The sequence below is a fragment of the Pelagibacterium sp. 26DY04 genome, assembly GCF_031202305.1.
GTDB lineage: Bacteria > Pseudomonadota > Alphaproteobacteria > Rhizobiales > Devosiaceae > Pelagibacterium.
Window position 1 is genome coordinate 1,570,603 of record NZ_CP101731.1, and the last position, 23,533, is coordinate 1,594,135.

General features: G+C 63.4%; 22 protein-coding genes. 9 read left to right on the forward strand and 13 right to left on the reverse strand.

The window, feature by feature from the left end; genetic code table 11:
* Window positions 1-3 precede the first annotated feature (3 nt).
* Window positions 4-897: a helix-turn-helix transcriptional regulator gene (locus NO932_RS07590; protein ID WP_309210553.1), complete on the reverse strand. Its 894-nt coding sequence runs from the start codon at window positions 895-897 to the stop codon at window positions 4-6.
* A gap of 96 nt (window positions 898-993) precedes the next feature.
* Here NO932_RS07590 and NO932_RS07595 point away from each other — a divergent pair, with 96 nt between their 5' ends.
* Entirely contained in the window at window positions 994-1,314 is a 321-nt protein-coding gene (locus tag NO932_RS07595) for a hypothetical protein (protein WP_309210555.1), read from the forward strand.
* 130 nt (window positions 1,315-1,444) lie between these two features.
* On the opposite strand, the gene NO932_RS07600 is transcribed toward NO932_RS07595, so the two are convergent.
* The 10 genes from NO932_RS07600 to NO932_RS07645 form a co-directional block, all read right to left on the reverse strand.
* A complete protein-coding gene (locus tag NO932_RS07600; protein WP_309210557.1) occupies window positions 1,445-2,419 on the reverse strand; it encodes an ABC transporter ATP-binding protein in 975 nt (324 codons plus the stop codon).
* Window positions 2,416-3,426: an ABC transporter ATP-binding protein gene (locus NO932_RS07605; RefSeq protein ID WP_309210558.1), complete on the reverse strand. Its 1,011-nt coding sequence runs from the start codon at window positions 3,424-3,426 to the stop codon at window positions 2,416-2,418. Before NO932_RS07605 ends, NO932_RS07600 begins: the two co-directional genes overlap by 4 nt.
* Window positions 3,423-4,535: an enolase C-terminal domain-like protein gene (locus NO932_RS07610; protein ID WP_309210560.1), complete on the reverse strand. Its 1,113-nt coding sequence runs from the start codon at window positions 4,533-4,535 to the stop codon at window positions 3,423-3,425. Before NO932_RS07610 ends, NO932_RS07605 begins: the two co-directional genes overlap by 4 nt.
* A 3-nt stretch (window positions 4,536-4,538) precedes the next feature.
* Window positions 4,539-5,237, reverse strand: coding sequence for an aspartate/glutamate racemase family protein (locus NO932_RS07615; RefSeq protein WP_309210562.1), 699 nt, complete (start codon window positions 5,235-5,237; stop codon window positions 4,539-4,541).
* 11 nt (window positions 5,238-5,248) lie between these two features.
* Window positions 5,249-6,127, reverse strand: coding sequence for an ABC transporter permease (locus NO932_RS07620; RefSeq protein WP_309210564.1), 879 nt, complete (start codon window positions 6,125-6,127; stop codon window positions 5,249-5,251).
* Window positions 6,111-7,055 carry an ABC transporter permease gene (locus tag NO932_RS07625; RefSeq protein ID WP_309210566.1) on the reverse strand — a complete coding sequence of 315 codons (945 nt, stop codon included), beginning with the start codon at window positions 7,053-7,055 and terminating at the stop codon, window positions 6,111-6,113. Before NO932_RS07625 ends, NO932_RS07620 begins: the two co-directional genes overlap by 17 nt.
* Before the next feature lie 15 nt (window positions 7,056-7,070).
* Window positions 7,071-8,642: an ABC transporter substrate-binding protein gene (locus NO932_RS07630; RefSeq protein WP_309210569.1), complete on the reverse strand. Its 1,572-nt coding sequence runs from the start codon at window positions 8,640-8,642 to the stop codon at window positions 7,071-7,073.
* A 91-nt stretch (window positions 8,643-8,733) separates the two neighbouring features.
* Window positions 8,734-10,428, reverse strand: coding sequence for a M28 family peptidase (locus tag NO932_RS07635; RefSeq protein ID WP_309210571.1), 1,695 nt, complete (start codon window positions 10,426-10,428; stop codon window positions 8,734-8,736).
* Between the two features lie 13 nt (window positions 10,429-10,441).
* On the reverse strand, window positions 10,442-11,167 hold the full coding sequence (locus NO932_RS07640; RefSeq protein ID WP_309210573.1) for a GntR family transcriptional regulator: 726 nt from the start codon (window positions 11,165-11,167) through the stop codon (window positions 10,442-10,444).
* A 313-nt stretch (window positions 11,168-11,480) separates the two neighbouring features.
* Window positions 11,481-12,851: a PLP-dependent aminotransferase family protein gene (locus tag NO932_RS07645; RefSeq protein ID WP_309210575.1), complete on the reverse strand. Its 1,371-nt coding sequence runs from the start codon at window positions 12,849-12,851 to the stop codon at window positions 11,481-11,483.
* Between the two features lie 111 nt (window positions 12,852-12,962).
* On the opposite strand from NO932_RS07645, the gene NO932_RS07650 reads away from it, so the two are divergent.
* The 6 genes from NO932_RS07650 to NO932_RS07675 all read left to right on the forward strand — a co-directional run bounded on the left by NO932_RS07650 (window position 12,963) and on the right by NO932_RS07675 (window position 19,870).
* A complete protein-coding gene (locus tag NO932_RS07650; protein ID WP_309210577.1) occupies window positions 12,963-13,826 on the forward strand; it encodes a DMT family transporter in 864 nt (287 codons plus the stop codon).
* Between the two features lie 107 nt (window positions 13,827-13,933).
* A complete protein-coding gene (locus tag NO932_RS07655) occupies window positions 13,934-15,121 on the forward strand; it encodes an ABC transporter permease (RefSeq protein WP_309210579.1) in 1,188 nt (395 codons plus the stop codon).
* 2 nt (window positions 15,122-15,123) lie between these two features.
* Window positions 15,124-15,900: an ATP-binding cassette domain-containing protein gene (locus NO932_RS07660; protein ID WP_309210581.1), complete on the forward strand. Its 777-nt coding sequence runs from the start codon at window positions 15,124-15,126 to the stop codon at window positions 15,898-15,900.
* A gap of 3 nt (window positions 15,901-15,903) precedes the next feature.
* Entirely contained in the window at window positions 15,904-17,577 is a 1,674-nt protein-coding gene (locus NO932_RS07665) for an MlaD family protein (RefSeq protein WP_309210582.1), read from the forward strand.
* 33 nt (window positions 17,578-17,610) lie between these two features.
* The gene (locus NO932_RS07670; protein WP_309210583.1) at window positions 17,611-18,216 is read left to right on the forward strand and encodes an ABC-type transport auxiliary lipoprotein family protein; all 606 of its coding nucleotides are present in this window, start codon (window positions 17,611-17,613) and stop codon (window positions 18,214-18,216) included.
* 136 nt (window positions 18,217-18,352) lie between these two features.
* On the forward strand, window positions 18,353-19,870 hold the full coding sequence (locus NO932_RS07675; RefSeq protein ID WP_309210584.1) for an aldehyde dehydrogenase (NADP(+)): 1,518 nt from the start codon (window positions 18,353-18,355) through the stop codon (window positions 19,868-19,870).
* 32 nt (window positions 19,871-19,902) lie between these two features.
* On the opposite strand, the gene NO932_RS07680 is transcribed toward NO932_RS07675, so the two are convergent.
* Window positions 19,903-20,361, reverse strand: a complete 459-nt coding sequence (locus tag NO932_RS07680) for a hypothetical protein (RefSeq protein ID WP_309161634.1) — start codon at window positions 20,359-20,361, stop codon at window positions 19,903-19,905.
* 8 nt (window positions 20,362-20,369) lie between these two features.
* Window positions 20,370-21,164 (reverse strand): TIGR02587 family membrane protein, encoded by a 795-nt coding sequence (locus NO932_RS07685; protein ID WP_309210585.1) that lies wholly within the window; start codon window positions 21,162-21,164, stop codon window positions 20,370-20,372.
* 375 nt (window positions 21,165-21,539) lie between these two features.
* On the opposite strand from NO932_RS07685, the gene NO932_RS07690 reads away from it, so the two are divergent.
* Both NO932_RS07690 and NO932_RS07695 read left to right on the forward strand, forming a co-directional pair.
* Window positions 21,540-22,457, forward strand: a complete 918-nt coding sequence (locus NO932_RS07690; RefSeq protein WP_309210586.1) for a pseudouridine-5'-phosphate glycosidase — start codon at window positions 21,540-21,542, stop codon at window positions 22,455-22,457.
* Between the two features lie 40 nt (window positions 22,458-22,497).
* On the forward strand, window positions 22,498-23,382 hold the full coding sequence (locus NO932_RS07695) for a PfkB family carbohydrate kinase (RefSeq protein ID WP_309210587.1): 885 nt from the start codon (window positions 22,498-22,500) through the stop codon (window positions 23,380-23,382).
* Window positions 23,383-23,533: the final 151 nt, after the last annotated feature.

Consider the following 23,533-nt stretch of genomic DNA (forward strand, 5'->3'; position numbering starts at 1 on the left):
GGGTCAGGCGGCAATGCTTCCGGTCCGGTCAAGAATACGCCGCAGCATCTCCGCTCCGTCCACGCCTTTTCTCGCCAATGCCCATTGTGCGTCGAGCGTTTCCTTGAAGTGCCGTACTGCTTCGGGTGCCGATGTGACGATGGCGATCCCGGAGGAGATATTGGGCTGGTCCCCCAGCCGGTAGGGCGAGAGTGTCACCGCTGAATCGTCTTCGCGCTCATAGATCTGGAAGGTCTGGCTTGGAGGTTGTCCGTCGACGATGCCGATCTGGGTTCCGATCGGCTGGCGCTCCATGGTTTCGCACAGCCGCTCGATCTCGGCGCGGGCCGCCGCCCGCCGTTCGGCGACCACTTCGGGCGGCAGGTCGAACCGCCCCACCATGCCGAGCAGCAGGAAGCGTTCGATATCCTGGCTGCCCACGATCGAAACCACGGGGACCCGCCGACGAATCACGCTCGCGCGACGTTCTCTGAGCAGATCGAGAATCTTGTCGATTCTCGCGATCTCGGCCTCGCGGTCGGCCACCGTGCCCGAAATCGCCTCGATCAGCATCAGCCGCAGATAATTCATATAATCAGGGGACAGCAGCAATGAGGACACCGGCGAAAAATTGCCCAACAGGTGCAGCGATTTTTCCTCGAGTTGCCGCATTCGTTCAAAAAACGACAAGGCATTGCTGTAATACTCGACGCCCACGCCGAGCAGGGAGGGCAGGGAAACGTCCAAAAATTTGGAAATCGACTCGAGAATCTGGATCTTGACGATCTCGCCCTTCTCCAGGCGATAGACCGCCGCCCGGGATATGCCCAGATGGGCTGCGATATCGTCGGCGCTTAGGTTTTTGCCCATGCGATAGGCCCGCAAGCGGCTTCCGATTTCCTCGAATTGGTTCGGCATCCGGTCCCCTTTCCTCAGCGTCTCACTTTTGATATACACGCCGGTTTCCGGTGTCCAGAGAACTGGCCACCGGGCACAAAGGATAGGAGACTTGGTGTGCACGACCTCTACGGATGGCTAAACGAGCAGAACGGCGGCATTCGGACCTACGCCGAATTTCACCGCAAGGCACAGCAGCTCGCGCGAGAGGACGCCGAAAACGCCGCCATTCTCGCACTGCTCGGCCGCGTCGCAGCCCGTTTCGTTGCCCGCTATGAGGGTGAGCCGCTACCGGTCGATAACGCCAGCGATGCCATCGTGGAATTCCGCGATCTGCTGAACAAGGCAACCGAGATCACCTCGGCCTCCGACACCGACAAGCTCGCATTCGCCAACATGGTCGCAACCTTCGACCTGCCCGGCGTCAAGACGAACTGAAGCGATTAGGCTGACAGCATGCTGTCAGCCTCCAATCGATTTGGACGGAAGATCTTGCACTAACCAACTGTCATTCCGGGATTTGTTCATTCCCGGAATCCAGCGGCAGCCCGACGCAAGCCCAAGCAGCCTAAGTCCTGATACAGGCCTTCAAATGCCCCTCGCTCACCGCCTCGAGCGGCGGGACGACCTTGGCGCATTCATCGATAGCCAGCGGACATCGCGTGCGGAATACGCACCCGGACGGCGGGTGGATAGGGCTCGGAATTTCCCCTCGCAGGATCGTGCGCGTCCGGCGTTTGGTGGGATCAGGCACCGGCACCGCTGAAAGCAGTGCCCGCGTATAGGGATGCATCGGATTGGCGTAAAGCTTGCGCGCCGGCGCCACCTCCATGATCCGCCCCAGATACATCACCACCACCCGGTCCGACACGTATTCCACAACGCCCAGATCGTGCGCCACCATCAACATGGTGAGGTCGAGATCGCGCTTTAGATCCTGCAGCAGGTTGAGCACCTGCGCCTGCACCGACACGTCCAGCGCTGAAACCGGCTCGTCCGCCACGATAAACTGCGGTCCCACCGCCAGTGCTCGCGCGATACCGATGCGCTGGCGCTGTCCGCCCGAGAACTCGTGCGGATAACGCGTCAGATGGCTGGAACTGAGTCCCGTCTTCTCCAGCAGATCCACGATCCGCGCCCGCCGCTCGCCCTTGTTCCGGGCCAACCTGTGCGTGTCGATGGCTTCGCCTATGATCTGCTCGGCCGTAAAGCGCGGGTTGAGGCTTCCGAACGGGTCCTGGAAAATGATCTGCATCCTGCGCCGGTACTCCCGCATCTCGCGCGGCCCGAGCTTGGTGATGTCCACGCCATCGAACCGCACGGCGCCAGATGTCGGCTCGATCAGCCGCAGGATGGATCGGCCAAGCGTGGTCTTGCCCGAGCCCGATTCCCCCACCAGCCCGATCACCTCGCCCTTGTCGATATCGAGGCTGAAATCCTGAACCGCCTTGACGGTCTCCCGGCTGCGCGAGAACGCCCCCGACTTGACCGGATAGAGCTTGGAAAGGTCTTCGATTTTTAGAAGCGGGGCAGGGGCGCTCATGCCGGGACCTCCTGGCGCAAATCGAGTTCGCGCCAGCGTACGCATCTGGCCCGATGCTGCGCGTTGACCGTTTCCAGCGGCGGCAATGCCGCAACGCAGCGCGGCTGGCAATAATCGCACCGCGGATGGAAACTGCACCCCTCGGGCAGATTGGTCGGCGCCGGTATGTTGCCGGGGATGGCATAGAGCCGCTCTTGATGTTCGGCAGCCCGGTCGACCCGTGGCACGGAGCGCAGCAGCCCGGCGGTATAAGGCATGCGCGGGTGGGCGAAAATTTCCTCCACCGGCCCGTCTTCCACCGCACGTCCCGCATACATCACCACCACCTTGTCGGCGATTTCGGCCACCACCCCCAGATCGTGGGTAATGAACAGGATCGACATTCCCACCTGCTTTTGCAGAGTCTGCATCAGGTCGAGGATCTGCGCCTGGATGGTCACGTCCAGCGCCGTCGTCGGCTCGTCGGCGATCAGCAGCTTGGGATTGCACGAGAGCGCGATGGCGATCATCACGCGCTGCCGCATGCCGCCCGACATCTCGTGCGGAAATGACCCCAGCCGCTTGCGCGGTTCGGATATCCCCACCAGGTCGAGCATTTCCGCCGCCCTGTCCAGCGCCCTTTCGGGAGAAAGCCGTTGATGCAGCCGCACCGCCTCGGCGATCTGTTCGCCCACCGTATAGACCGGATTGAGACTTGTCATCGGCTCCTGAAAGATCATCGAGATCTCGTTGCCACGGATCGCCCGCATCTCGTCGGCAGATTTGGCCAGCAGGTCCGAGCCTTCGAAAACGATGCTGCCGCTAGCGATCCGGCTCGCCTGATCGAGCAGGCGCATGATGGAAAGACTAGTCACCGACTTGCCCGAACCGGATTCGCCGACAATCGCGACCGTTTCCCCATAACCCACGTCAAGGCTCAGCCCGTCGACGGCCCGCACCGTCTCCCCATCGGCGTCGAAATAGGTCCGAAGATCCCGGATCGAGAGGAGCTGTTCGTCGTCAATCATGCAACCGCCCCGCGTTGAGGTGGCGCGGCATCGAACAATGCGGCGGGCAGGCCAATGCCCAGGCCCGTTCCCTCGGGCAGCAGCGCGAAACCATCCTCGACGACGATCCCGTCGCTCCCTTCCAGCGCCACCGAAGAAACGCCCACGCCAAGCTCCGCCGCAAACGGGAAAGCCGTCGATGTCGCCGTCAAGTGCAAGTTCGCCGCCACGCCCAACGCCGTTTCATATGGGCTCACCGCCACGCAGGCGATCCCCGCCGCCTCGGCCAGCGCCACCACCTTGCGCGCCTGATGCAGCCCGCCCAGCTTGATCAGCTTGACGATGAACACATCCACCGCTCGTTCCGCCGCCAACTCGAAGGCGTCCTCGAGCCCGAACAGACTCTCGTCAGCCGCGATCCTCGTCCCGAACTCGCGCAGCCGCGCCAATCCCTTGCGGTCATGGGGCTTTAAGGGCTGCTCGAGATATTGCAGCCGGCAATCGGCCACGGCGCGGAGGAATTGCTGCGCCTCGGGAAAGGTGAACCCCGCATTGGCGTCGGCCCGGATTTCCAGGCTCTCGGGAAACTCCCCCCGCAGCATGCGGATCACGTCGATGTCTCGGCCAACATCGGCGCCGATCTTGAACTTGAACGTCCTGGTCCCCTGCGCCCACAACTCCCGCACCCGCGCGGCAACCGCCTCCCGGTCCTCGATGCCGACGGCCCCGCCCACCGGAATGCGCTTGGAAACCGCGCCGCCCAGCAATGCCGCCGCCGGCAGGCCGGCCAGCTTGCCTTGCAGGTCGACCAGCGCATTCATCAGCGCCGCCTTGGACGCATGATGGTGCGGCAGCGCTGTTTCCAGCGCCAATTGCGCCCGCTCGGTTTCGAACACCTCCAGCCCGATCAGCGCTGGCGCGAACACCGCTTCGATGACGCTTTTCATCTCCTCGGCGCGCTCGCCGCTGAAATGGGGCAGGGGAGAGCCCTCCCCATAACCGACGGTTCCGTCCTCGGCGGTCACCGCAACGAAGATATGGCGGCGGATCGAAACGTTCGACCCATATGATGTCTTGAGCGTCTGGTTGGCCAATTCGGCAATCGCAACCGCGACGGAACGGATATGCATGGTCTAGGCCTGGTGATCGAGTTTGACGGGGACAGGGAAGGTCACCGGGCTATGAGTCAGCCCGGCTCCCACCAGCATCTCGGCCGCCCGCAGCGACAGGCGTACGGAATTGACGCAAGGCACCCCGATCTCCGGCTGCACGATATCGGTGAGCAGCGACATGCTCGCGCACGCAAAGACTATGGCTTCCGCGCCATCCCGCTCCACGCAACGGCGCCCCAGCGCGATCAGCTTGTCGATCGTTTCGGGATCGCGGTCGCGGATTTTCTCCACCGCCACGCCGAACGGACGGATCGAGGCGACGAACCGCTCGATCCCCACCTTGTGCACCTGCTCGCGCGCAATGGGTATTGTCTGGGTCAGCGGCGTGATCACCGAGAAATGGTGCGCCAGCATCCGCGCCGTCAAAAGCGCCGTCTCTCCGGGCGCGATTACCGGGATGCGCACTCGCTCCCGCGCCGCGTCCACGCCCGGATCGGCAAAACAGCCGGTAATCACAGCATCGAAACCCCGCCGCTCGGCCTCCATCGACCTCTCGATCACCCATTGGGCCAACTCGATCTCTTCCATGCGGCTCTCGATCGAGGAGGGGCGGGAAGCTTTGCCCACATAGTCGGCCATATTGTCGAGTTCGACGCCGGGGCTCGCATGTCCTTTAAGATATTCGAGCCGTTCGTTGGTGCCCAGAAAGCAGATACGCATTGTGAGGGATCCTATTTGCGAGGGTCGGTCGCGTCGCGCAGGGCGTCGCCGATGGTGTTGAAGGCCAGCACGCAGATGAAGATCAGCGCACCGGGATAGACGGTCATGGCCGGATTCTGGAAAATGTAGCCGCGCGCATCCGCCAGCATGTTGCCCCAGGAAGGGGTGGGCGGACGCACGCCGAATCCGAGATAGGAGAGCGCCGATTCCACGATGATCGCTTCGGCAATCCCCAGCGTCGCCGCCACGATGATCGATGGCGTCGATTGCGGCAGCACATGGCGGAACAGGATCGTCAGCCTGGGCACACCAAGCGCGGTGGCAGCTTCTACGTACTGATGCTCGCGATTGGCGGTGATTTCTCCGCGCACGATCCGCGCCACCGGCATCCATGTGGTCGCCGCGATCACAAGGATCAGATTGGTGAGCGACGATCCGAACAGCGACAGCGTAGTAAGCAGGAAAAAGAACATCGGGATCGACAGCATGCCGTCGATGAACCGGCTGATCACCGAATCCACCCAGCCGCCGAGAAAGCCCGCCAGCCCGCCCAGCGTCGCCCCGATGATCACCGCGCCCACCACGCTCGCCAGCCCCACCGAGAGCGAGGCCTGCCCGCCATAGATCAGGCGAGAGAGGATATCGCGGCCATTTTCGTCCGTCCCCAGCCAGTGCGTGGCCGAGGGTCCGGCGAGCATGTTGAACATGTCGAGTTCGGCCGGTTCATACGGCGCAACCCACGGCGCGAAGACCGCCGCCAGCGTCAATAGCGCAAGCACCGCCACCGAAATCACGGTGCCCGGTCGGTGCCAGAAGCTGCGCCAGCTCCTGGCCAGCGGCGAGGTCGAGCGCTTGGCGACAGCGGTGGAAGGTTTATCGATAGCTGACACGGGGATCCAACTTTGCGTAGAGGAGGTCGACGATGAGGTTGGAAAGGACAACGGTCACCGAAATCACCAGCGTGATGCCCATGATGGTGGGGAAGTCCTGATTGAACGCCGCCGAAACGGCCAGCCGCCCCATGCCCGGCCAGGTGAATACCGTCTCGGTCACCGCCGCCCCGCCGATCAATCGCGGAATGAGCAGCCCCAACAGCGTCACCACCGGGATCATCGCCGTGCGGAACGCGTGCCGGGTGATCACCACGTTTTCGGCGACCCCCTTGGCGCGCGCGGTGCGCACATAATCCTGGCGCAGTACGCCGATCATGGCCGAGCGCGTATAGCGCACCAGCTCTGCCATCAGTGAAGTTGAGAGCGCGATCACCGGCAAAATGAGATGGAGCAGCAGGTCGAGCGGCGATCCATTGCCGGGCGTGAACATGCCGCCCGCCGGCAGCCATCGCAGGATCACCGCGAAAATGATGATGAGCATCAGCCCGTACCAGAACACGGGCAGCGATAGCCCAAAAAAGCTGACGGTCGTGAGCGTCCGGTCGATCCAGCTATTGCGCCGGACGGCCGCCACGATGCCGAGGGGAACGGCGACCAGCACGGCAACCAGAAGAGCCAGCCCCGAAAGCAGCAACGTGGCGGGCAACGCCCCGGCGATGAGTTCGGCCACCGGCCGGCCCACCCCCAGAGAAAAGCCCAGATTTCCTTGCAGCACCTGCCACAGCCAGCGAAAGTACTGCTCGTGGATCGGGCGATCCAGCCCGTAGAGCGTCCGAAGCCGTTCCGTGTCCTCGGGCGTCATGTTGGGATCGAGAAGGATGCTCGGCCCACCGGGGGCCGAGCTGATGAGCGCGAACGTGGCCATGGTGATCACCAGGATCAGAGCCGTCGCTTCCAGTATTCTGCGGATGGCGTACCTGCCCACGTTCGTTCTCGCTTCTTACTGGCTCTTCGAGATCAGGTGCGCCCACCCCAGGGCGTCGCGATACCCCGCCTCCGGGAACCGCTCGACTGCGGCGCTCAGGGCCTGGATTTCGTCGGGATAGACCGTGAAGACATTGGGCTGGTCTTCATGCATGATCGCCTGCACCTGCTTGTAGATCTCGGCGCGAGCAGCCTGATCCCCCGTCGTCGCCCCTTCGTTGAGCAGCGCATCGACTTCCGGATTGTTGTAGGCCCAGGAGTTGGCCAGCGAGTCCGAAAGATAATAGTTGGCGATGCCGTCCGGATCGGGCGGAGCGATCAGGTAGTTGGGGTTGAGTTCGTAGTCCGGCGGCGACTGCCGGATACGCTCGACGATCGCGCGGTATTCCGAGGTCTCGAACCCGATCTGGATGCCCAGCGCGCCCCATTGCTGTTGTGCCACCAGGGCCGTGCGGGCCCGCGTGGGGTTTGACGGATCGTAGAGCAGCGTAAAGCTCAGCGGCACGCCGTCCTTCGCCCGGATGCCGTCGCCCCCCAAAACCCAACCGGCTTCGTCGAGCAGCGCGGCGGCGGCTTCGGGATCATAGGGCAGGGGTTCTATGCTCGTGTCATAGGCCCAGCCCACTGCCGGCGTGAACGGCCCGGTTGCAACGGTGCCGCGACCGGCAAACACCGCCTGCAGCAGCGTCTCGCGATCCAGCCCCATGGTCAGCGCCTTGCGGACGTTGACATCCGAGAGCGCTTCGACCCCGTTGTTGATCGCCACGAATTCGTGGCGGTTGACCGGCACGCTCTGGATCTGGACGTTGGGGTTGTTTTCGATCGCTTCGAGCTGGAACGGCTCAATCACCACCAGGTCGACCTCACCCGACTGCAACAGCGCAAGCTGCGCGTTCGCGTCAGGCACAATGCGGAACGTCATCGCGTCGAGATGAGGTACGCCGTCGAAATAATCCTCGTTGCGCGCGAGCTGCACATATGCGCCCGGCGAATATTCGACGAACTTGAACGGCCCCGTCCCCACCGGGTTCTGCAGGAATTCGGTCGGATTGACCAACTGCTCCGGCGTCAGTTCCGACAGCAGATGTTCGGGCAGCACCGCCGCATTGTATCCCATCAGCACCGGCAGCGAAGGCTGCGGCTGGCTGAGGGAAACCTCCACCGTAAAGTCGTTGACCCTGGTCGCCTCCTCGATCAGGCGGAAATTGTTGGCGAGGTAGTAGGGCACCTCCTCATTGGTCCAGATTTCGTTGATCGTGAAGACCACGTCATCGGCGTTGAACGGCTCGCCATCGTGCCAGAGCACATTGTCGCGCAGCGTGAAGGTATAGGTCAGCCCGTCCTCGGAAACCTCCCAGCTCTCGGCGAGATCGCCGACCGGCTCGAGCGTTTCGAGGTCATAGCGTACCAGCCCGCTATAGACGACCTTGTTGACGAGGATGTTGTAGAGACCGCCGGCAACCGGCCAGATCTGCGGGTCATCATTGATGGGCAGGCTGAACGTGCCGCCCGTCGTCTGAGCCTGTGCGGGCATGGCACCCGGCAGAAGCATGGCCAGGGCCGCAAGTCCTGCGGCGAGTCTGAGCATCTTGAAGTCCTCTCTTTGAAAGTCCGCTTGTCGTCTTGTTGTTATTGGCCCGGGCGATCTCCCCGCCCGGGCTTTGTCGCGTTCAGCGCGTCTAGGCCTGGCAGGCCGCGATTGCCCGCTTGATTTCATGGTTGACCATGTTGCGGTTGCGGATCAGCCGGTTGAAAAGAAACCCGTAGTCGTTGGACTCCGGATCGAGCTTGGCCAGCTTTTTCGCGCCATCAAGCGTCGGAAAAGCAGGCAGCGGCATGGCCGGGTCGTGGTCGAACCGGTGGCCATAGGTGAATGAGAGTGCCGTCAGCGCGTGCGAAACCGTTTTGATCGCTTCGTTCGCCTTGCCCGGCTCCATGGATTTGATCTTGGCCACTTCGCCGCCCAGCGCATCGAGGTTCGCCGTGACGCTCGAAAGGTCGATATGGCTGCCCGCTTCCTGGGCGATGGCGCTCACCTGCTGCTTGAGGTCTGCGACCTGGGCATCGAGATCGAGTGGCAACACCTCGTCCTGCGTCAGCCGCAGCAGCGCATGGGCGTAGATTTTGGTGTCCTTGAGCAGCACGTCGCGGTCGGCCTTGTCGACGAGGTCTTCCTCGGCATGCCACCACCAACCCATGCCGCACCCGCCCACGGCGGCGCGCTGGCCTTCGGGGCGGTTCGAGAGCAGCATGAACAGCGACGGCAGCCCCACGCCCCAGAACGACTGGTCGCCGGCCCGCATCGGACGGTCGATATTGGGCGTCTGCCCGGTGAGTTCGACCACCGCATCGGTCACCAACGCAGCCGTCTCTGGCACGGCGGTCACTTCAGAATAGTCGGTGGCACCGAGCGAGCCGGGCGAGTCGATATTGATGTAGGCGACGCAATTGGCATCGAGTTCGTCCCAATGATTGTCCGCATACCAGGTCGATCCCGAATAGCGGCCGGTCGAGTGTCCCACCCACCAGGCGATGCGCACGCCACGGCGGAGCTGAGACTGATGCTGCTTGAGCACGCGGGCCAATTCGAGGCAGGAGACATTGCCGGTCGCGTTGTCGGTCGCGCCATAGTGCCAGGAGTCGATATGGCCGGCGACGAGGACGAAATCGTCTTCTTTCCCTGCGATTTCCGTCACCGGCATCTTGACGTTCGCCCATCCGGTCTTGGTCACCGAATGCAGCGTGGCGTTAACCGTGCCCTTCTCCAGGGCCTCGCGCAGCCGCACGCCGTCATTGTGCTTGATCGAGATGATCGGAAAGTTCGGTATATTGCCCGCCGATTCCGGCGTCGGCGTCCCCCAGACGGGGGTGACGATTCCCTCGTGGATCACGTCCTCGTCGCTCGGCCACATATGGATATAGCCCAAAGCGCCGGCATTCTTGGCCGCCAGCATCGATCCGCGAGAGCCGGATTCGGAAATGACGATCTTGCCGCCCACGGTCTCGGGCGAAATGAGGTTCACCGCGTTGTCGGCCTTGAACATATTCTTGCCGCCCTGGATCGAAACCAGCGCGCCCGAAACACCTTCGGCCGGCGTATTGGCGCTGAAGGCGCGGGTCTTGGCGGCGATCGTCTGCTTTTCGCCGCCGATCTCGACCTCCAGCCCGCCCTTGATCGGGTGGGAGATATAGGCCCGGTATTCGTGAACGGTGACCGGCAAGCCATAGGATTCAAGGACGGACCTGACGTAGTCGACCGCGGCAAGCTCTCCCTCGGTGCCGGTGCTGCGATCCCATTCGCACAGTTTTTCCAGATGCTTCCACATCTCGTCGACCGAGATCGACCCGAGAAGCTCGGCGGTGAGATTAGTCATAAAGATCAGTCCTTTATCTACTAAGGGTAATGTTGTACTCGTAGAGGTCGGAGCGGATCGCGGCCTCCACGTATTCGATGGGCCGGTCGAACTCGAGATACGCGGTGCGGCGGATGGTGAGGACCGGTGTGTCGTCGGTGATCTGCAGCAGTTCGCGCTCCAGCGTGGTGGGCACGCGCGCGCCGATCGAATCCTTGCCGTAGATGATGTGCAGGCGGTGGCTGCGCTCGACGAGTTCGTAGAGCGGCCCGGAAAAATTCTCGTCAGGCATCAGCCCCACCGATTCCGGGATGTAGGAGTTGAGCAGGGCCAACGGTGACCCGGCGATGTCTCGCACCCGCGTCAGGTGCAGCACCTGTTCGTCGCGCACCAGTTCCAGCGCCTTGCGGATCGCCGGTGTAGCGGTTTCGAACTGGGCCGAGAGCGTGCGCGCGTAGGTGGCGATACCCTGCTGGCGCAGATCCTCGGTCAGCCCGCGCAGCGTCGCCGCTTTCACCGGGGCCTGCGCCCTGATGACCAGCGTGCCCACCCCCGCCTTGGCCTTGAGCAGCCCTTCGGTGGTCAGAGACTTGATCGCCTGCCGCACGGTAGCTCGGCTGACATTGAACGATTGGGCGAGGGCCTGTTCGGTTGGGATGGTGGTGCCGACCGCATACTGGCCCGAAGCGATCCGCCCGCGCATGACCGTGGCCAATTGCCGATGCAGCGGCGTCGAACGCCGCGTATCCACCCTGTCCATGCAGTCCCTCCTTTGTACGAACAAAACTCCGACCCCTCGGTGATTTCGTTCGTGCTGGCCGGGAGGCGGCAAACAAGGCGCCGTCCATCCGACCATCTGATGTGAATGCAAGCGGAATAATGCAGCACCGTCAAGCGCTTGTGCTTACGGAAAATGCAACTGAAAGCACATGAGCAACTTTTGTGCTGAAATCCAAATGTACGAACTTATGACGCAACTGTGATCGATTTAGCCGGTTTTTGTCTGCGCCAACTCGCGCTCCCGACACCGATCAGGCATGTGTAAAAATGTCGCGCTTCGGCCCGGTCTACGCCTACGCGACAACCGCGCGCAGCACCTCGAAGATTCGCTCGTCGCGCATTTGCGAGACGTTGAAGCGCATGAAGCCGCCAGCCGATTGCGAGAGGCTGAAGGCATTGCCTGGAGCAAGCACCACGTTTCGAGTCAGTGCCGCCCGCGCCATCTCCGCTGCATCGCGGCCGCCGGGTAGCCTGCACCACAGAAACAGACCTGCCCGCGGCTCCACCCACGGCTCGATGCCGATATCGTTCAGTTTCGCGGTGGTCTCGAACATCGCCTTGGCGAGGCGGCGCCGGAGCCCGTTCATGTGCTTGCGATAACCGCCATCGCTCAGGACGCCATGCACCAGTTCCGCGTTGAGCCGTCCGCCGCCGAACGAGGTGGCGATCTTGAGGTCGATCAACCCCTCGATCCAATCGCGCCGCGCCGTGATGTATCCGCAGCGCGCCGAAGCCGACAGCGTCTTGGAAAAGCTCCCGATTTGGATCACCCGCTCCAACCCATCGAATGCAGCCAGCCGCGGGGCGGGGGCTTCCTCGAAATCGGCGAAAATCTCGTCCTCGATGATTGTGAGCCCGAATTCCTCGGCCAGCTTGAGTACCCGATGCGCGATGACCGGCGAAAGCGTTGCACCCGTGGGATTGTGGATGGCCGAATTGGTGATGTAGAGCCGCGGCCGATGTTCGGCCAGCACACTCGCCAATGCCTCGACGTCCGGCCCATTCGGCGTGTACGGCACGCTTATCATGCGGGCGCGGTGAGCTCGCAACAGCGCATGAAAGTTGAAGTAGCATGGATCGTCGACCAGCACCGTGTCGCCAGGTTCGAGCAGGAACCGGCACAATAGATCGATCGCCTGCGTTCCCGATTCAACGAGCACGATCTGGTCGGGCGGCACCTCGATACCCTGCTCGGCCGCCCGCCGGGCAATAAGCCCGCGCAGCGCCGGGTGACCGAGCGGCGTACCATAGTCGGAAAGATCGGTGATCGGCCCCCGCGCGACCGTTCGCAATGCGCGCCGCAAATCACCCTCGGCGAGCCATGATGGCGGCAACCATCCGCAACCGGGTTTGAGATCGTCCCCACCGGCTTCGAGTGATTGCCTTGACACCCAGAACGGATCGATAGCCCGGTCGAGCTTGGGCCCTGCACCAGCCAGACAGAGCGGAGCGGTCTTGTTGGCAACGAAAAACCCCGAGCCGGGCCGCGATACGATTGCACCCTCGGCGACCAACCGTTCGTAGGCTTCTGCGACGGTCGAGGCCGATACCTGGAGCGTACCCGCCAAAGCTCGGATCGAAGGCAGCCTCGCTCCGGGCGTCAGGTTCCGCGTCACGATCCGCTGCCGAACCGTTTTCATCACCAATTCGATCCGCGCGCCCATCCCGTATTGCTCTTTGCCTCAGTACAGTTCTTCAGAATTGTACTGATCCGTATCTGGAAAATCCAGCGCCTCCAGCCGAAAAGACCGCGCGATATGATAGGAGTCCCGGCAATGGACAGATCGGCGAGCGGTTGGATCAACGGACTTGTTGGCGTCATCATCTTCAGCGGGTCCTTGCCCGCCACCCGGATCGCCGTGCAGGAGTTCGATCCGGTGTTTCTCACCGTCGCGCGCGCCGCAATCGCCGGCGTTCTGGCGTTTGTTCTTCTGGTTGTCTTCCGCCAGAAGCGGCCCGCACGAGCCGATCTATTTTCCCTGTTCATCGTCTCGTTAGGCGTTGTCGTCGGTTTCCCGCTGCTCACCGCTCTGGCACTGCAGCATGTAACATCCGCTCATTCCATCGTGTTCATCGGCCTTTTGCCGTTGGCGACTGCCATCTTTGGGGTCGTGCGCGGCGGCGAACGGCCCCGACCTGTTTTTTGGATCTTCTCCGTACTCGGCAGCGTCCTGGTCGCTGGCTTTGCGCTCGCGCAGGGGGTATCGGCCTCACCCACGGGTGACCTCTTGATGCTCGCCGCCATCATCGTCTGCGGGCTGGGCTATGCGGAAGGCGCAAGGCTTTCGCGCAGGCTCGGCGGCTGGCAGGTCATCTCCTGGGCTCTCGTCCTCTCGCTGCCGATCATGGCATTGCTGACGCTGCTCTACCTGCCTCCTACTTTGGAGGACATCGGAACCCCGGCCTGGCTCAGCCTTGCCTATGTTTCGCTGTTTTCCATGCTGATCGGCTTTGTCTTCTGGTATCGCGGGCTTGCCCAGGGTGGCATCGCCGCCGTCGGTCAGCTTCAACTGCTCCAGCCCTTCTTCGGCCTTGCCCTGGCGGCAACGCTGCTGCGCGAGTCGGTGACTCCGCTGATGTTGCTGGTCACCGTTGCCGTGATCCTCTGCGTCGCCGGAGCCCGCCGCTTCGCCAACTAGATGCCGGTTATGAAGCGGCCGGGCATGAGCCTCGACGTGCACAAATGCATCACTCGCCGTCCTTGCGCCGGCCGAGCACGCTCCGATTGTGACAATGGGAAATTGGCGTGCTAACTGAGGCCATTGTGCCGGATGCCAGGGGCGATTCCGAACTGATGAGCGAAGACCGGGAGCCGCAGATCGAGCTTTCGCGCGCCGACGGCAAAACCGTGGTGCGGCTCTCTGGAGCATGGACCACCCGCCGCGCCAGGCAGCTTCAGTCGCGCATCGATGCCGCCTTCGCCGATGTCGGCAGACCCGATCATCTCGAATTCGATCTTGGCAATGTGGTCGCCCTCGATACCGTCGGTGCCTGGATGCTCGTGCGCCGGCGTGATGCTTTCGGGGAGGGCGTGGAAACCTCCATCGTCGGCGCCAGCCCGGCCCAGGCGGCGCTGCTGTCCCATGTCAATTCGGTTGAAGCGCACCCGATCGAGCGACCGGCAAAGCTGCCCTGGCTGCTTCGCCCCTTCGACAGTCTCGGCCATATGAGCTTCAACGCGCTCGATGATCTCGTGACCATCCACGCCGTTCTTGGCCGCACCCTCGCGGCCGTCGGCGCGACGCTTGCGTTTCGCGCACCGTTCCGCTTTGCAGCGGTAGTCAATCAGTTCGATCTGATCGCCCTGCGCGCCGTGCCCATCGTGGTGCTGATTTCGGTGGTGGTAGGTGCCATCATCACCCAGCAATCCATCCTTCAACTCAACAATTTCGGCGTCGCCATCTACGTCGTCGATCTCGCCGCCATTCTGATGCTGCGCGAGGTCGGCCTGCTGCTCGCCGCCATTATGATAGCGGGCCGCTCGGGCTCGGCCATCACCGCCGAATTGGGCTCCATGCGCATGCGCGAGGAACTCGACGCCCTCTCGGTCATGGGCGTCGATCCCTATCAGGTGTTGATCCTGCCGCGCATGCTGGCCCTGTTGATCGGCCTGCCATTCCTGGCCTTCATCGGCGCCCTTTCGGGCTTGGCCGGCGCCGCCATCGTTGCCCTCATCTATGGCGGCATTCCGCTCGATATCTTCTTGGATCGCCTCCAGGGCGCCCTGAACGTGCGTACGCTGATGGTCGGACTGGTCAAGGCTCCCTTCATGGCTGTCATCATCGGGCTCGTCGCCGTCAATGAAGGCTTCAAGGTCGCCGGCAGCTCGGAGTCCCTGGGCCGTCACACCACCGCTTCGGTGGTCCGCGCCATTTTCCTGGTCATCGTGGCCGATGGCCTGTTCGCCATGTTCTTTGCCGCCATCGGGTTCTAGTCATGGTCGATAGCGCGCTCCCCGATCCCATCATCTCGATCAAGAACCTCGTCGTCGCCTTTGGCGACCGCAAGGTCATCGACGGCTTCAGCCTTGATGTCCGCCGCGGCGAAGTGCTCGGCATTATCGGCCCGTCGGGCTCGGGGAAGTCCGTCACTCTTCGCACCATCATCGGCCTGCTGCCCAAGACGGGCGGCGCCATTGAGGTTTTCGGCGAGAACTACGCCAATCTTCCCACCAAGGAACGCGTCGCTATCGAGCGGCGCTGGGGCGTTCTCTTCCAGCAGGGCGCGTTGTTCTCCTCGCTGACCGTGCTCGAAAACGTCGAATTTCCCATGCGTGAGCACCTTGGCATCCCCAAAAAGCTCCGCCGCGAGATCGCCCGCTTCAAGATCGACCTCGTGGGCCTCAATCCCGGCTCGGAAAACCTTTATCCGTCCGAGCTTTCCGGCGGCATGATCAAGCGCGCCGCGCTCGCCCGCGCCCTGGCGCTCGATCCCGATATCGTATTCCTCGACGAACCCACCGCCGGGCTTGATCCCATCGGCGCCGCCAGGTTCGACGAACTGGTCCTCAATCTCAAGGACGCGCTGGGACTGACGGTCTATATGGTGACTCATGACCTCGACAGCCTCGTCACGGTTTGCGACCGTATCGCTGCATTGGGGAAAGGAAAGCTTTTGAAGGTGGGTACGCTCGATGAGCTTTTAGGCGCGGACGATCCCTGGCTGGTCGAGTACTTTCACGGGCCGCGCGCCAAGCACCTAGAGCAAAGGTGAACGATGGAAAACAAAGCAAACTACGCCATCGTCGGCGCCTTCGTGACCTTGGTGATCGCCGGGTTTATGGGCTTTATCTACTGGTTCACCATTGCCGACAGCGTTCGTGAGCGCACCGCCTATCGTATCATCTTCGACGGCGCCGTGACCGGGCTCAACGTCGGCACCAATGTGCTGTTCAACGGCCTGCCGGTCGGCACCGTCGAGATGGTGGCCATCAATCCCGAAGACCCCAGCCAGGTCGTCGCCCGTATTGGCGTGGAAGCGGATGCGCCGGTGATGGCCGACACCCGCGCCCTGCTCGAAGTGCAGGGCCTCACCGGAATCGCCAACATCCAGCTCCTGGGCGGAACGCTCGAAGCAGGCCCGCTCGAGCCCGGCCCGGGTGAAACCATCCCTACCATGATGGGCGAGGCTTCCGACTTCCAGATGATCATGGAGGGCGCCCGCGATATCGTGGCCAGTGCCGAATCCACTTTTGCCCGCATCGACGGCTTTTTCGCCGACAATGAGGAAAGCCTCGCCTCGACGCTGAACAACATCGACCAGCTTTCCGCCGGTCTCGCCCAACTCGTGAACGGGGCAGGAGGCGCCGGGGATTTCGACGTCAACGCCGTGGTGAGCCATTTTACCGACACGCTCGAAAGCGTTTCCTCGACCTTCGCCGAACTCGAGATCCTGGTATCTGAAAACCGCGAAAGCCTTTCGACCACCATCGCCAATGCGGAAACCTTCTCGACGGCCCTGGCGTCCAATTCAGAATCCATCGACGGCTTCCTCGCCTCGATGACGCAAACCAGCGAGCGCATCGGTCCGCTCGCGGACGAGTTGCGCGATCTCACCGTCCAAATACGCGAGATCGTTGCCGCCATCCCGCCCGACGAGGTGCGCTCCACCGTCGCCAATGTCGGCAGCTTCGCCCAGACCCTGGCCGACAACAACGACAACATCGAGGGCTTTTTCACCGATGCCCGGGCGCTGGCCAGCAACCTGTCCGGCGTGTCGGACGGGCTCCAGAGCACGCTCGATCTCATCGACCGGGCATCGGCCTCGGTCGATCCCGACGTCATCGCCCGCGCCATGGAAAATATCGACGCCTTCTCCCAGGCCCTCGGCAACAATGCCGCCAATGTCGATGAGATCCTGACCAACACCCGCGCATTCACCGAAACCCTGGGCAACGCCACCGAGCGCGCCGATACCATCATCGCCCGCATCGATGGCATGATCACGACCGAGGATGGGGAGATGCTGTTCGCCGAAATCGGAGAGACAGCGACCGCCTTGCGCCAGCTCATCCAGCGCGTCGATTCCATGGTCGCTTCCGAGGACGGGCAGAATCTGTTCGCCGATTTCTCGGCCGCCGCCACCTCGATCCGTGAGCTGTCCGAAAGCCTCAACGCTATCGCGCAGTCGAGCGAAGGTCAGCGCTTCATTTCCGACATCTCGGCCGCCGCGGTCTCGATCGAAGAACTCGCCAATGCTCTGGATGATCGTACGCTGGCCATCTCCGATGGCATCATCGGCTTCACCAACAATGGCCTGGGCGCCTATCAGACGCTCGCGACCGAAGCGATACGGAGCCTTGAGCTGTTCAACCGCGTTATGCAACAAATCGAGCGCAATCCGCAGTCCCTGGTGTTCGGCGGCGAGACGGTGCGCGATTTCACGCCGTAGCAGCGCGACGACCACAAGCAAGGGAAGAGCCAGATGACAGCCAAACTCGGACGCCGCGCCTTTCTTTCCGTCGCCGCCATCGGCCTGACATCGACCCTGGCCGGCTGTCTCAGCCTCGGCGCCTCGGCACCCGTCACCTATGACCTCACCCCCGGCTCCCCCGGCGCCGTTCCACGCCGGTCCAACCGCGCCATCGTCGTGCGCGAGCCGTCCACCGTCGCCACCTACGACACCCAGCGCATCGTCGTCCGCCAGCCGGGCGGCGTGCTGAGCTATCTCAGCGACTCCCAATGGTCCGACACCCTGCCGCTGCTCGTCCAGGCCCGCATGCTGCAAACCTTCCGCGATGCCGGCGTCACCAATATCGGCAAGCCCACTGATCCCATCGCGCTCGATGTGATCCTCTCCACCGATATTCGCGCTTTCGAGCTCGATACCACCACCGGCGGTGCGCTGGCCCGGGTGTCGCTCGCCATCCAGCTCGTCGATGACCGCAGCCGCAACGTCATGGCCAGCCAGACCTTCTCGGCCGATGTGCCCGCTGCTTCGCTTGAGCAGGTGGAGGTCGTCGCCGCGCTCAATTCCGCCCTCGACGGCCTGCTGCGTCAGATCGTGAGCTGGACCGCCGCTCGCGCGTGATTTCGCTTATACGTTTCGCTTATACGATTGTCGCTCTGGTCTGGCGGCAATTGAAATGCTTGTATGCCTGCACTACTCATACGGCCCAAGGGCAGTCGCCCATGGCCATTCAGCGTAAAACCGAGGAGATTACACCATGGCGTTCACACCGCACGGGAAGCACTTGATCGCGGGCGAATGGGTCGAAGGGGCAGGGACCTTCGCGTCCGAGCCGGCGACCGGGCCGTCCCACGATTTCGCCGTGGGCACGCCCGAACTCGTGGACCGCGCCGCCAAGGCGGCCGAAGAAGCGTTCTGGTCCTATGGCTATTCGTCCCGCGAGGATCGCGCGGCATTCCTCAATGCCATCGCTGACGAGATCGAAGCGCGCGGCGCCGAGATCACAGAAATCGGCAGCCAGGAAACCGGCCTGCCACCCGCCCGGCTCGAATCCGAACGTGGCCGCACCACCGGTCAGCTTCGCCTCTTTGCCTCCCACATCCTCAAGGGCGACTATCTCGATCGCCGTCATGATGAAGCGCTGCCCGACCGCAAGCCGCTGCCGCGCCCGGATCTGAAGATGGTCCAGCGCCCCATCGGCCCGGTTGCCGTATTCGGCGCATCCAACTTCCCGCTGGCCTTCTCCACCGCCGGTGGCGACACCGCCGCCGCGCTGGCCGCCGGCTGCCCCGTCGTGGTCAAGGGCCACTCGGCCCATCCCGGCACCGGCGAGATCGTCGCCGAGGCCATCCACGCCGCGCGGCAGAAGCTCAATTTGCATCCCGGCGTCTTCTCGCTGATCCAGGGCGGCAACCGCGAAGTCGGCGGCAGCCTCGTCCAGCACCCGCTGATCAAGGCCGTGGGCTTCACCGGGTCGCTCGGCGGGGGCAGGGCGCTCTATGACCTCTGCGCCGCCCGCCCCGAACCCATCCCGTTCTTCGGCGAGCTCGGCTCGGTCAATCCCATGTTCGTGCTCCCCGGCGCTACCAAGGCGCGCGGCGCCGAAATCGGTACGGGCTGGGCGGGTTCGCTCTCCATGGGCGCCGGCCAGTTCTGCACCAATCCCGGTATCGCCGTGGTGGTCGACGGCCCCGACGCCGACACCTTCGTCGAAACCGCCAAGGGCGCGCTCTCGGAAGTCGGTCCCCAGACCATGCTCACCGACGGCATCGCCACGGCCTATCGCTCGGGTCGTGATCGCATCGCCGGCTCGGCCGGCGTGCGTGAGCTTTTGACCTCGACCTGCGACCTGCGCAACGCCACGCCCTATCTCTTCGAGACGGACGGCGAGACCTGGCTCGGAAACCATGAACTGGGCGAGGAAGTCTTCGGTCCCCTGGGCCTCGTGGTGCGTGTCAAGGACGCCGATGAGATGCTCAAGGTCGCCAGGAGCCTCCAGGGTCAGCTCACCTGTACCCTGCATATGGAAGGCGGCGACACCGAACTGGGCCAGAAGCTGATGCCGGTGCTCGAGCGCAAGGCAGGCCGCATCCTCGCCAATGGCTTCCCCACCGGCGTTGAAGTTGCAGATGCCATGGTGCATGGCGGCCCGTATCCCGCTTCGACAAACTTCGGCGCCACCTCGGTCGGCACCCTCTCAATCCGCCGCTTCCTGCGGCCCGTCTCCTACCAGAACATCCCGGCCGATCTGCTGCCGGCCGACCTTCAGGGGTGAAGAGCGGTCCGCGATAGGCGGGGCCGCAACCACTACGGATAGGTATAGCCAAGAACCCGGAGCGTAACCTGCTCCGGGTTCACCTCTTGGGAGAATCCCAGGCCGATTTCGGTGTCGCTTTCCGCTGGCAGATAATCCAGCGTCACCGTGCTGGTTTCGCTCTCGCCGCCGCCCAGTTCTGCCGTTCCCTCGATCTGCACGTCGGCCACTGTGACATGGCCATCATTGTGCACAAGGAACTCGATGGCGTGGCCTTCGCTCATGGGCACCGCTTTGGCAAATTCGAACCTGATATCGGGTTCGCTGCCTGTCTTGGTGATCGCCTCATAGAGAATGAACCCGGCCAGCGCGAGAACGATCACCGAACTGAATGCGGCCACGATCCATTCAATTCTTTCGGCCTGCCCGTTCTGCTGGCGCGGCTCGCCCTCGCCGCTCTTATCCTTGGTCTGCCGCCGTGTCCTGGTTTGCGTCTGCGCCTTGGTCGCCATTGGATCCTCTACAATATCAGCCGCGCCGCTGCCGCGCCGATAGCGGCGGGAAATCCGAGCACCACGGTCACCCGCAACGCGCGTTCGATGCTCATTCCATCGAGCTGGCCGAGCAAAAACAGCACCACCACGCTGATCGCCAACGCGGTCACATAGCCGGAAACCGTAAAGCGCAGGAACGCGCTCCACCACGGCGTGTCGGGCGAAAGCTCGCTGCCACCCGCGAAAGACGCGGCGAAGACGAAGGCGTGCATGATGGCCAGCGACAGCGGGATCAGCGCCAGCGCGTGCCAGGCACCCATGCGGAAGGAGATAAGCTGCATCTCCTCGGTCGGCGCCACGTTGAACGACAGGAACAGCGCCCCCGCCGCCATGATGATCAATTCGCCCCCGAAGGTTTCCTCCTTCTGGCCCGGATCGCCCTCCTCGTCGCTGAATTGCGCGCGCCCCAGCATGGCGCCCAACGCGGCGGGGACGGTCTGGATGGCGATCCGCCCGGCGATCTCGCTGGGCGTTCCCGGATCTCCAAGAATGGCGAGGACGCTCATGATGGCGGCACTGGTGACGATCCCGATGCCATAGGCGATCGTCACGTCGCGCACATCCTCATGCCATTCCCGCGTAGGCTCGAACCCGATCTCGCGCGAGAGCAGCAGGAAAAGCGGGAAGCTCACGGCCAAAAGGCCCACCAGCCGCCAGCGGTCCAGCGTGACGCCCAGCTCCCACATCTCCATGGTCATCAGCATGGGCAGCGCAAAGATCAGCGCCGCCCCCACGCCGCGCAGCAGGCCCATCGGCATCATGCTGCCACCGTCTCTTCCGCTGCTGCTGGTTGCTGGCAAACTCGCCTCCGAAAGCGTGATCGGGTAACGAGCTTGCTGCTGCGCCGGTTCCCTCAGACGGGCAGGGGAACCAGATCGCTGGCGAGATAGGTGACGATCAGTTTCGTCAGCTCTTCCAGCGCGTTAGCGATGAAACGGCAAAGCCGCGCATCGATGGCAACAACGTCCCCATATTGATGGTGTTGAATGGCCGCGTCTGCGGTGTTGAGGGGTCGGTTGGCAACATGTCGATTCGAGCCTCGATATGCTCCGATGCCTTGAGGGGCAGAATGGTCCCGCTTGCACTCCCTTCCCACCTGTGCTCTGCATCGCCGCGAAACACAGAGGCGCCATCCCATGTCCGATTTCCTTTCCATCTCCCCCGAGGTCAGATACGCGCTGGCCGACCGCCAGCCGGTCGTGGCGCTCGAATCGACGATCATCACCCACGGCATGCCCTATCCGCAGAACCTTGAGACCGCGCTGGCGGTCGAACAGGTGGTGCGCGACAATGGCGCGCTGCCCGCGACCATCGCGGTGATGGGCGGCAAGTGCCATGTGGGCGTCGCGGGGGAAACGCTGGAGGAACTCGCCCAGACCGGGCTCAAGGCCGCCAAGGCCTCCCGCCGCGACCTTGCCGCCATCCTGGTCAGGGGGCTCACCGCCGGCACCACGGTCGCCACCACAATGCAGATCGCCCACATGGCCGGCATCAAGGTGTTCGCCACCGGCGGCATCGGCGGCGTGCATCGCGGCGCGGAGACCACTTTCGACATTTCCGCCGATTTGACCGAGCTGGCCCAAACCCCCGTCGCCGTGGTCTGTGCCGGCGCCAAGTCGATTCTCGACATTCCCAAAACCCTGGAAGTTCTTGAATCCAATGGCGTTCCGGTTATCGGTTACGGTACCGACGCGTTCCCGGCCTTCTTCGCGCGTGAATCCGGCCACGGCGTCGACTACCGCCTCGACACTCCCGAGGAGGTCGCGGCCCTGATCGCCACCCAGGCCCAGCTCGGCATGAACGGCGGCGTTCTCGTTGCCAATCCCATCCCCGAGGCCGACGCGCTCGATGCCGACGAGATCAACACCCGCATCGCCGCCGCCATCGCCGATGCCGACGCACAGGGCGTCACCCGCAAGGACCTGACGCCATACCTGCTCAACCGGATTTTCGAGTTGACCGACGGTAAGAGCCTCGTCGCCAATATCGCGCTGGTCAAAAACAACGCCGCCGTGGCCGCCAAAATCGCCGTCGCGCTTTCGGCGCAGGACTGACGCTCATGCCAGGAGCGATATCGCATCCCTGGGTGCGGCGATGACCGCCCGCATCCTCGTGGTCGGTGATGTTATCACCGACATCCTCGTCCGCCCCGATGCTCCCATCGCGCGCGGCACCGACACGCCCGCGACCATCCGCCAGATGCCCGGCGGTTCGGGTGCCAATCAGGCCGTCTGGCTCGCCGCCCTGGGCGTCGATGCCCATTTCGCCGCACGGGTCGGCAGCGCCGATGCCGCCCGGCTCGACAGCCATTTCGAAGGGCAGGGCGTGACTGCCCACCTCGCCGCAGACGAGGCCCACCCCACCGGCACCCTGATCTGCATGGTCGATCCCGACGGCGAGCGCAGCTTTTTGACCGATCGGGGGGCGAATGCTCACCTCGCCGAAGACGATCTCCCCGCGAGTCTGCTCGAGGGCACCGACCGCCTCCACATCTCAGGTTACGCCCTGTTTGAGCCAACGCCGCGTGCCGCCGTTCGTGCGTTGACCGCCGCCGCGCGGGCAAAAAACATTCCCGTCAGCGTCGATCCGGCCTCTACCAGCCCGCTCCAGGCGGTCGGTCCCCAATCCTTCCTCGATTGGCTCGACGGCGTGGAAACTCTTTTCCCCAATGCGGAAGAGGCTGCGCTGCTGACCGGCACTGCGGATCCGCAAGGCCAGATCGATCGGCTTCTCGCCAGCTTCCCTCGGATCGTCCTCAAGCGAGGCCGTGACGGCGCAATCCTCGCTGCGCGCGACGCGGCACCCATCGCTTTGCCTGCGCAGGCCGTCGAGGTGATCGATACCACAGGCGCCGGCGATGCTTTCCTCGCCGGGTTTCTGGCCGCCGAACTGCGCGGAGAGGCGCCAGCGGCATGCCTCGCCGCCGCCATTTCCACCGGCGCCCGCGCCGTCGTCCGGCTGGGAGCGCAGCCGGGCTGAGTTAGAAAACATCTTCAGCGGAGCCGGCCAGGTTGCGGGTCTCCGGGTCAAGCCCGAAGACGACGAGGTGGATGGGGAGGAGCTAACTCGAACTCAGAAGCGGTGCTCCAGGAACCATCGATGGTTCTCCCGCGCCTCCACTATCGGTGCT

Excerpts from the sequence above, each read along its gene's own strand:
- NO932_RS07670 (WP_309210583.1), top strand. The coding sequence starts at position 17,611 with ATGACAGCCAAACTCGGACGCCGCGCCTTTCTTTCCGTCGCCGCCATC.
- NO932_RS07640 (WP_309210573.1), bottom strand. The coding sequence starts at position 11,167 with ATGGACAGGGTGGATACGCGGCGTTCGACGCCGCTGCATCGGCAATTG.
- NO932_RS07680 (WP_309161634.1), bottom strand. The coding sequence starts at position 20,361 with ATGGCGACCAAGGCGCAGACGCAAACCAGGACACGGCGGCAGACCAAG.
- NO932_RS07660 (WP_309210581.1), top strand. The coding sequence starts at position 15,124 with ATGGTCGATAGCGCGCTCCCCGATCCCATCATCTCGATCAAGAACCTC.
- NO932_RS07600 (WP_309210557.1), bottom strand. The coding sequence starts at position 2,419 with ATGAGCGCCCCTGCCCCGCTTCTAAAAATCGAAGACCTTTCCAAGCTC.
- NO932_RS07605 (WP_309210558.1), bottom strand. The coding sequence starts at position 3,426 with ATGATTGACGACGAACAGCTCCTCTCGATCCGGGATCTTCGGACCTAT.
- NO932_RS07610 (WP_309210560.1), bottom strand. The coding sequence starts at position 4,535 with ATGCATATCCGTTCCGTCGCGGTTGCGATTGCCGAATTGGCCAACCAG.
- NO932_RS07650 (WP_309210577.1), top strand. The coding sequence starts at position 12,963 with ATGGACAGATCGGCGAGCGGTTGGATCAACGGACTTGTTGGCGTCATC.
- NO932_RS07590 (WP_309210553.1), bottom strand. The coding sequence starts at position 897 with ATGCCGAACCAATTCGAGGAAATCGGAAGCCGCTTGCGGGCCTATCGC.
- NO932_RS07665 (WP_309210582.1), top strand. The coding sequence starts at position 15,904 with ATGGAAAACAAAGCAAACTACGCCATCGTCGGCGCCTTCGTGACCTTG.
- NO932_RS07615 (WP_309210562.1), bottom strand. The coding sequence starts at position 5,237 with ATGCGTATCTGCTTTCTGGGCACCAACGAACGGCTCGAATATCTTAAA.
- NO932_RS07675 (WP_309210584.1), top strand. The coding sequence starts at position 18,353 with ATGGCGTTCACACCGCACGGGAAGCACTTGATCGCGGGCGAATGGGTC.
- NO932_RS07690 (WP_309210586.1), top strand. The coding sequence starts at position 21,540 with ATGTCCGATTTCCTTTCCATCTCCCCCGAGGTCAGATACGCGCTGGCC.
- NO932_RS07695 (WP_309210587.1), top strand. The coding sequence starts at position 22,498 with ATGACCGCCCGCATCCTCGTGGTCGGTGATGTTATCACCGACATCCTC.
- NO932_RS07645 (WP_309210575.1), bottom strand. The coding sequence starts at position 12,851 with ATGGGCGCGCGGATCGAATTGGTGATGAAAACGGTTCGGCAGCGGATC.
- NO932_RS07635 (WP_309210571.1), bottom strand. The coding sequence starts at position 10,428 with ATGACTAATCTCACCGCCGAGCTTCTCGGGTCGATCTCGGTCGACGAG.
- NO932_RS07685 (WP_309210585.1), bottom strand. The coding sequence starts at position 21,164 with ATGATGCCGATGGGCCTGCTGCGCGGCGTGGGGGCGGCGCTGATCTTT.
- NO932_RS07630 (WP_309210569.1), bottom strand. The coding sequence starts at position 8,642 with ATGCTCAGACTCGCCGCAGGACTTGCGGCCCTGGCCATGCTTCTGCCG.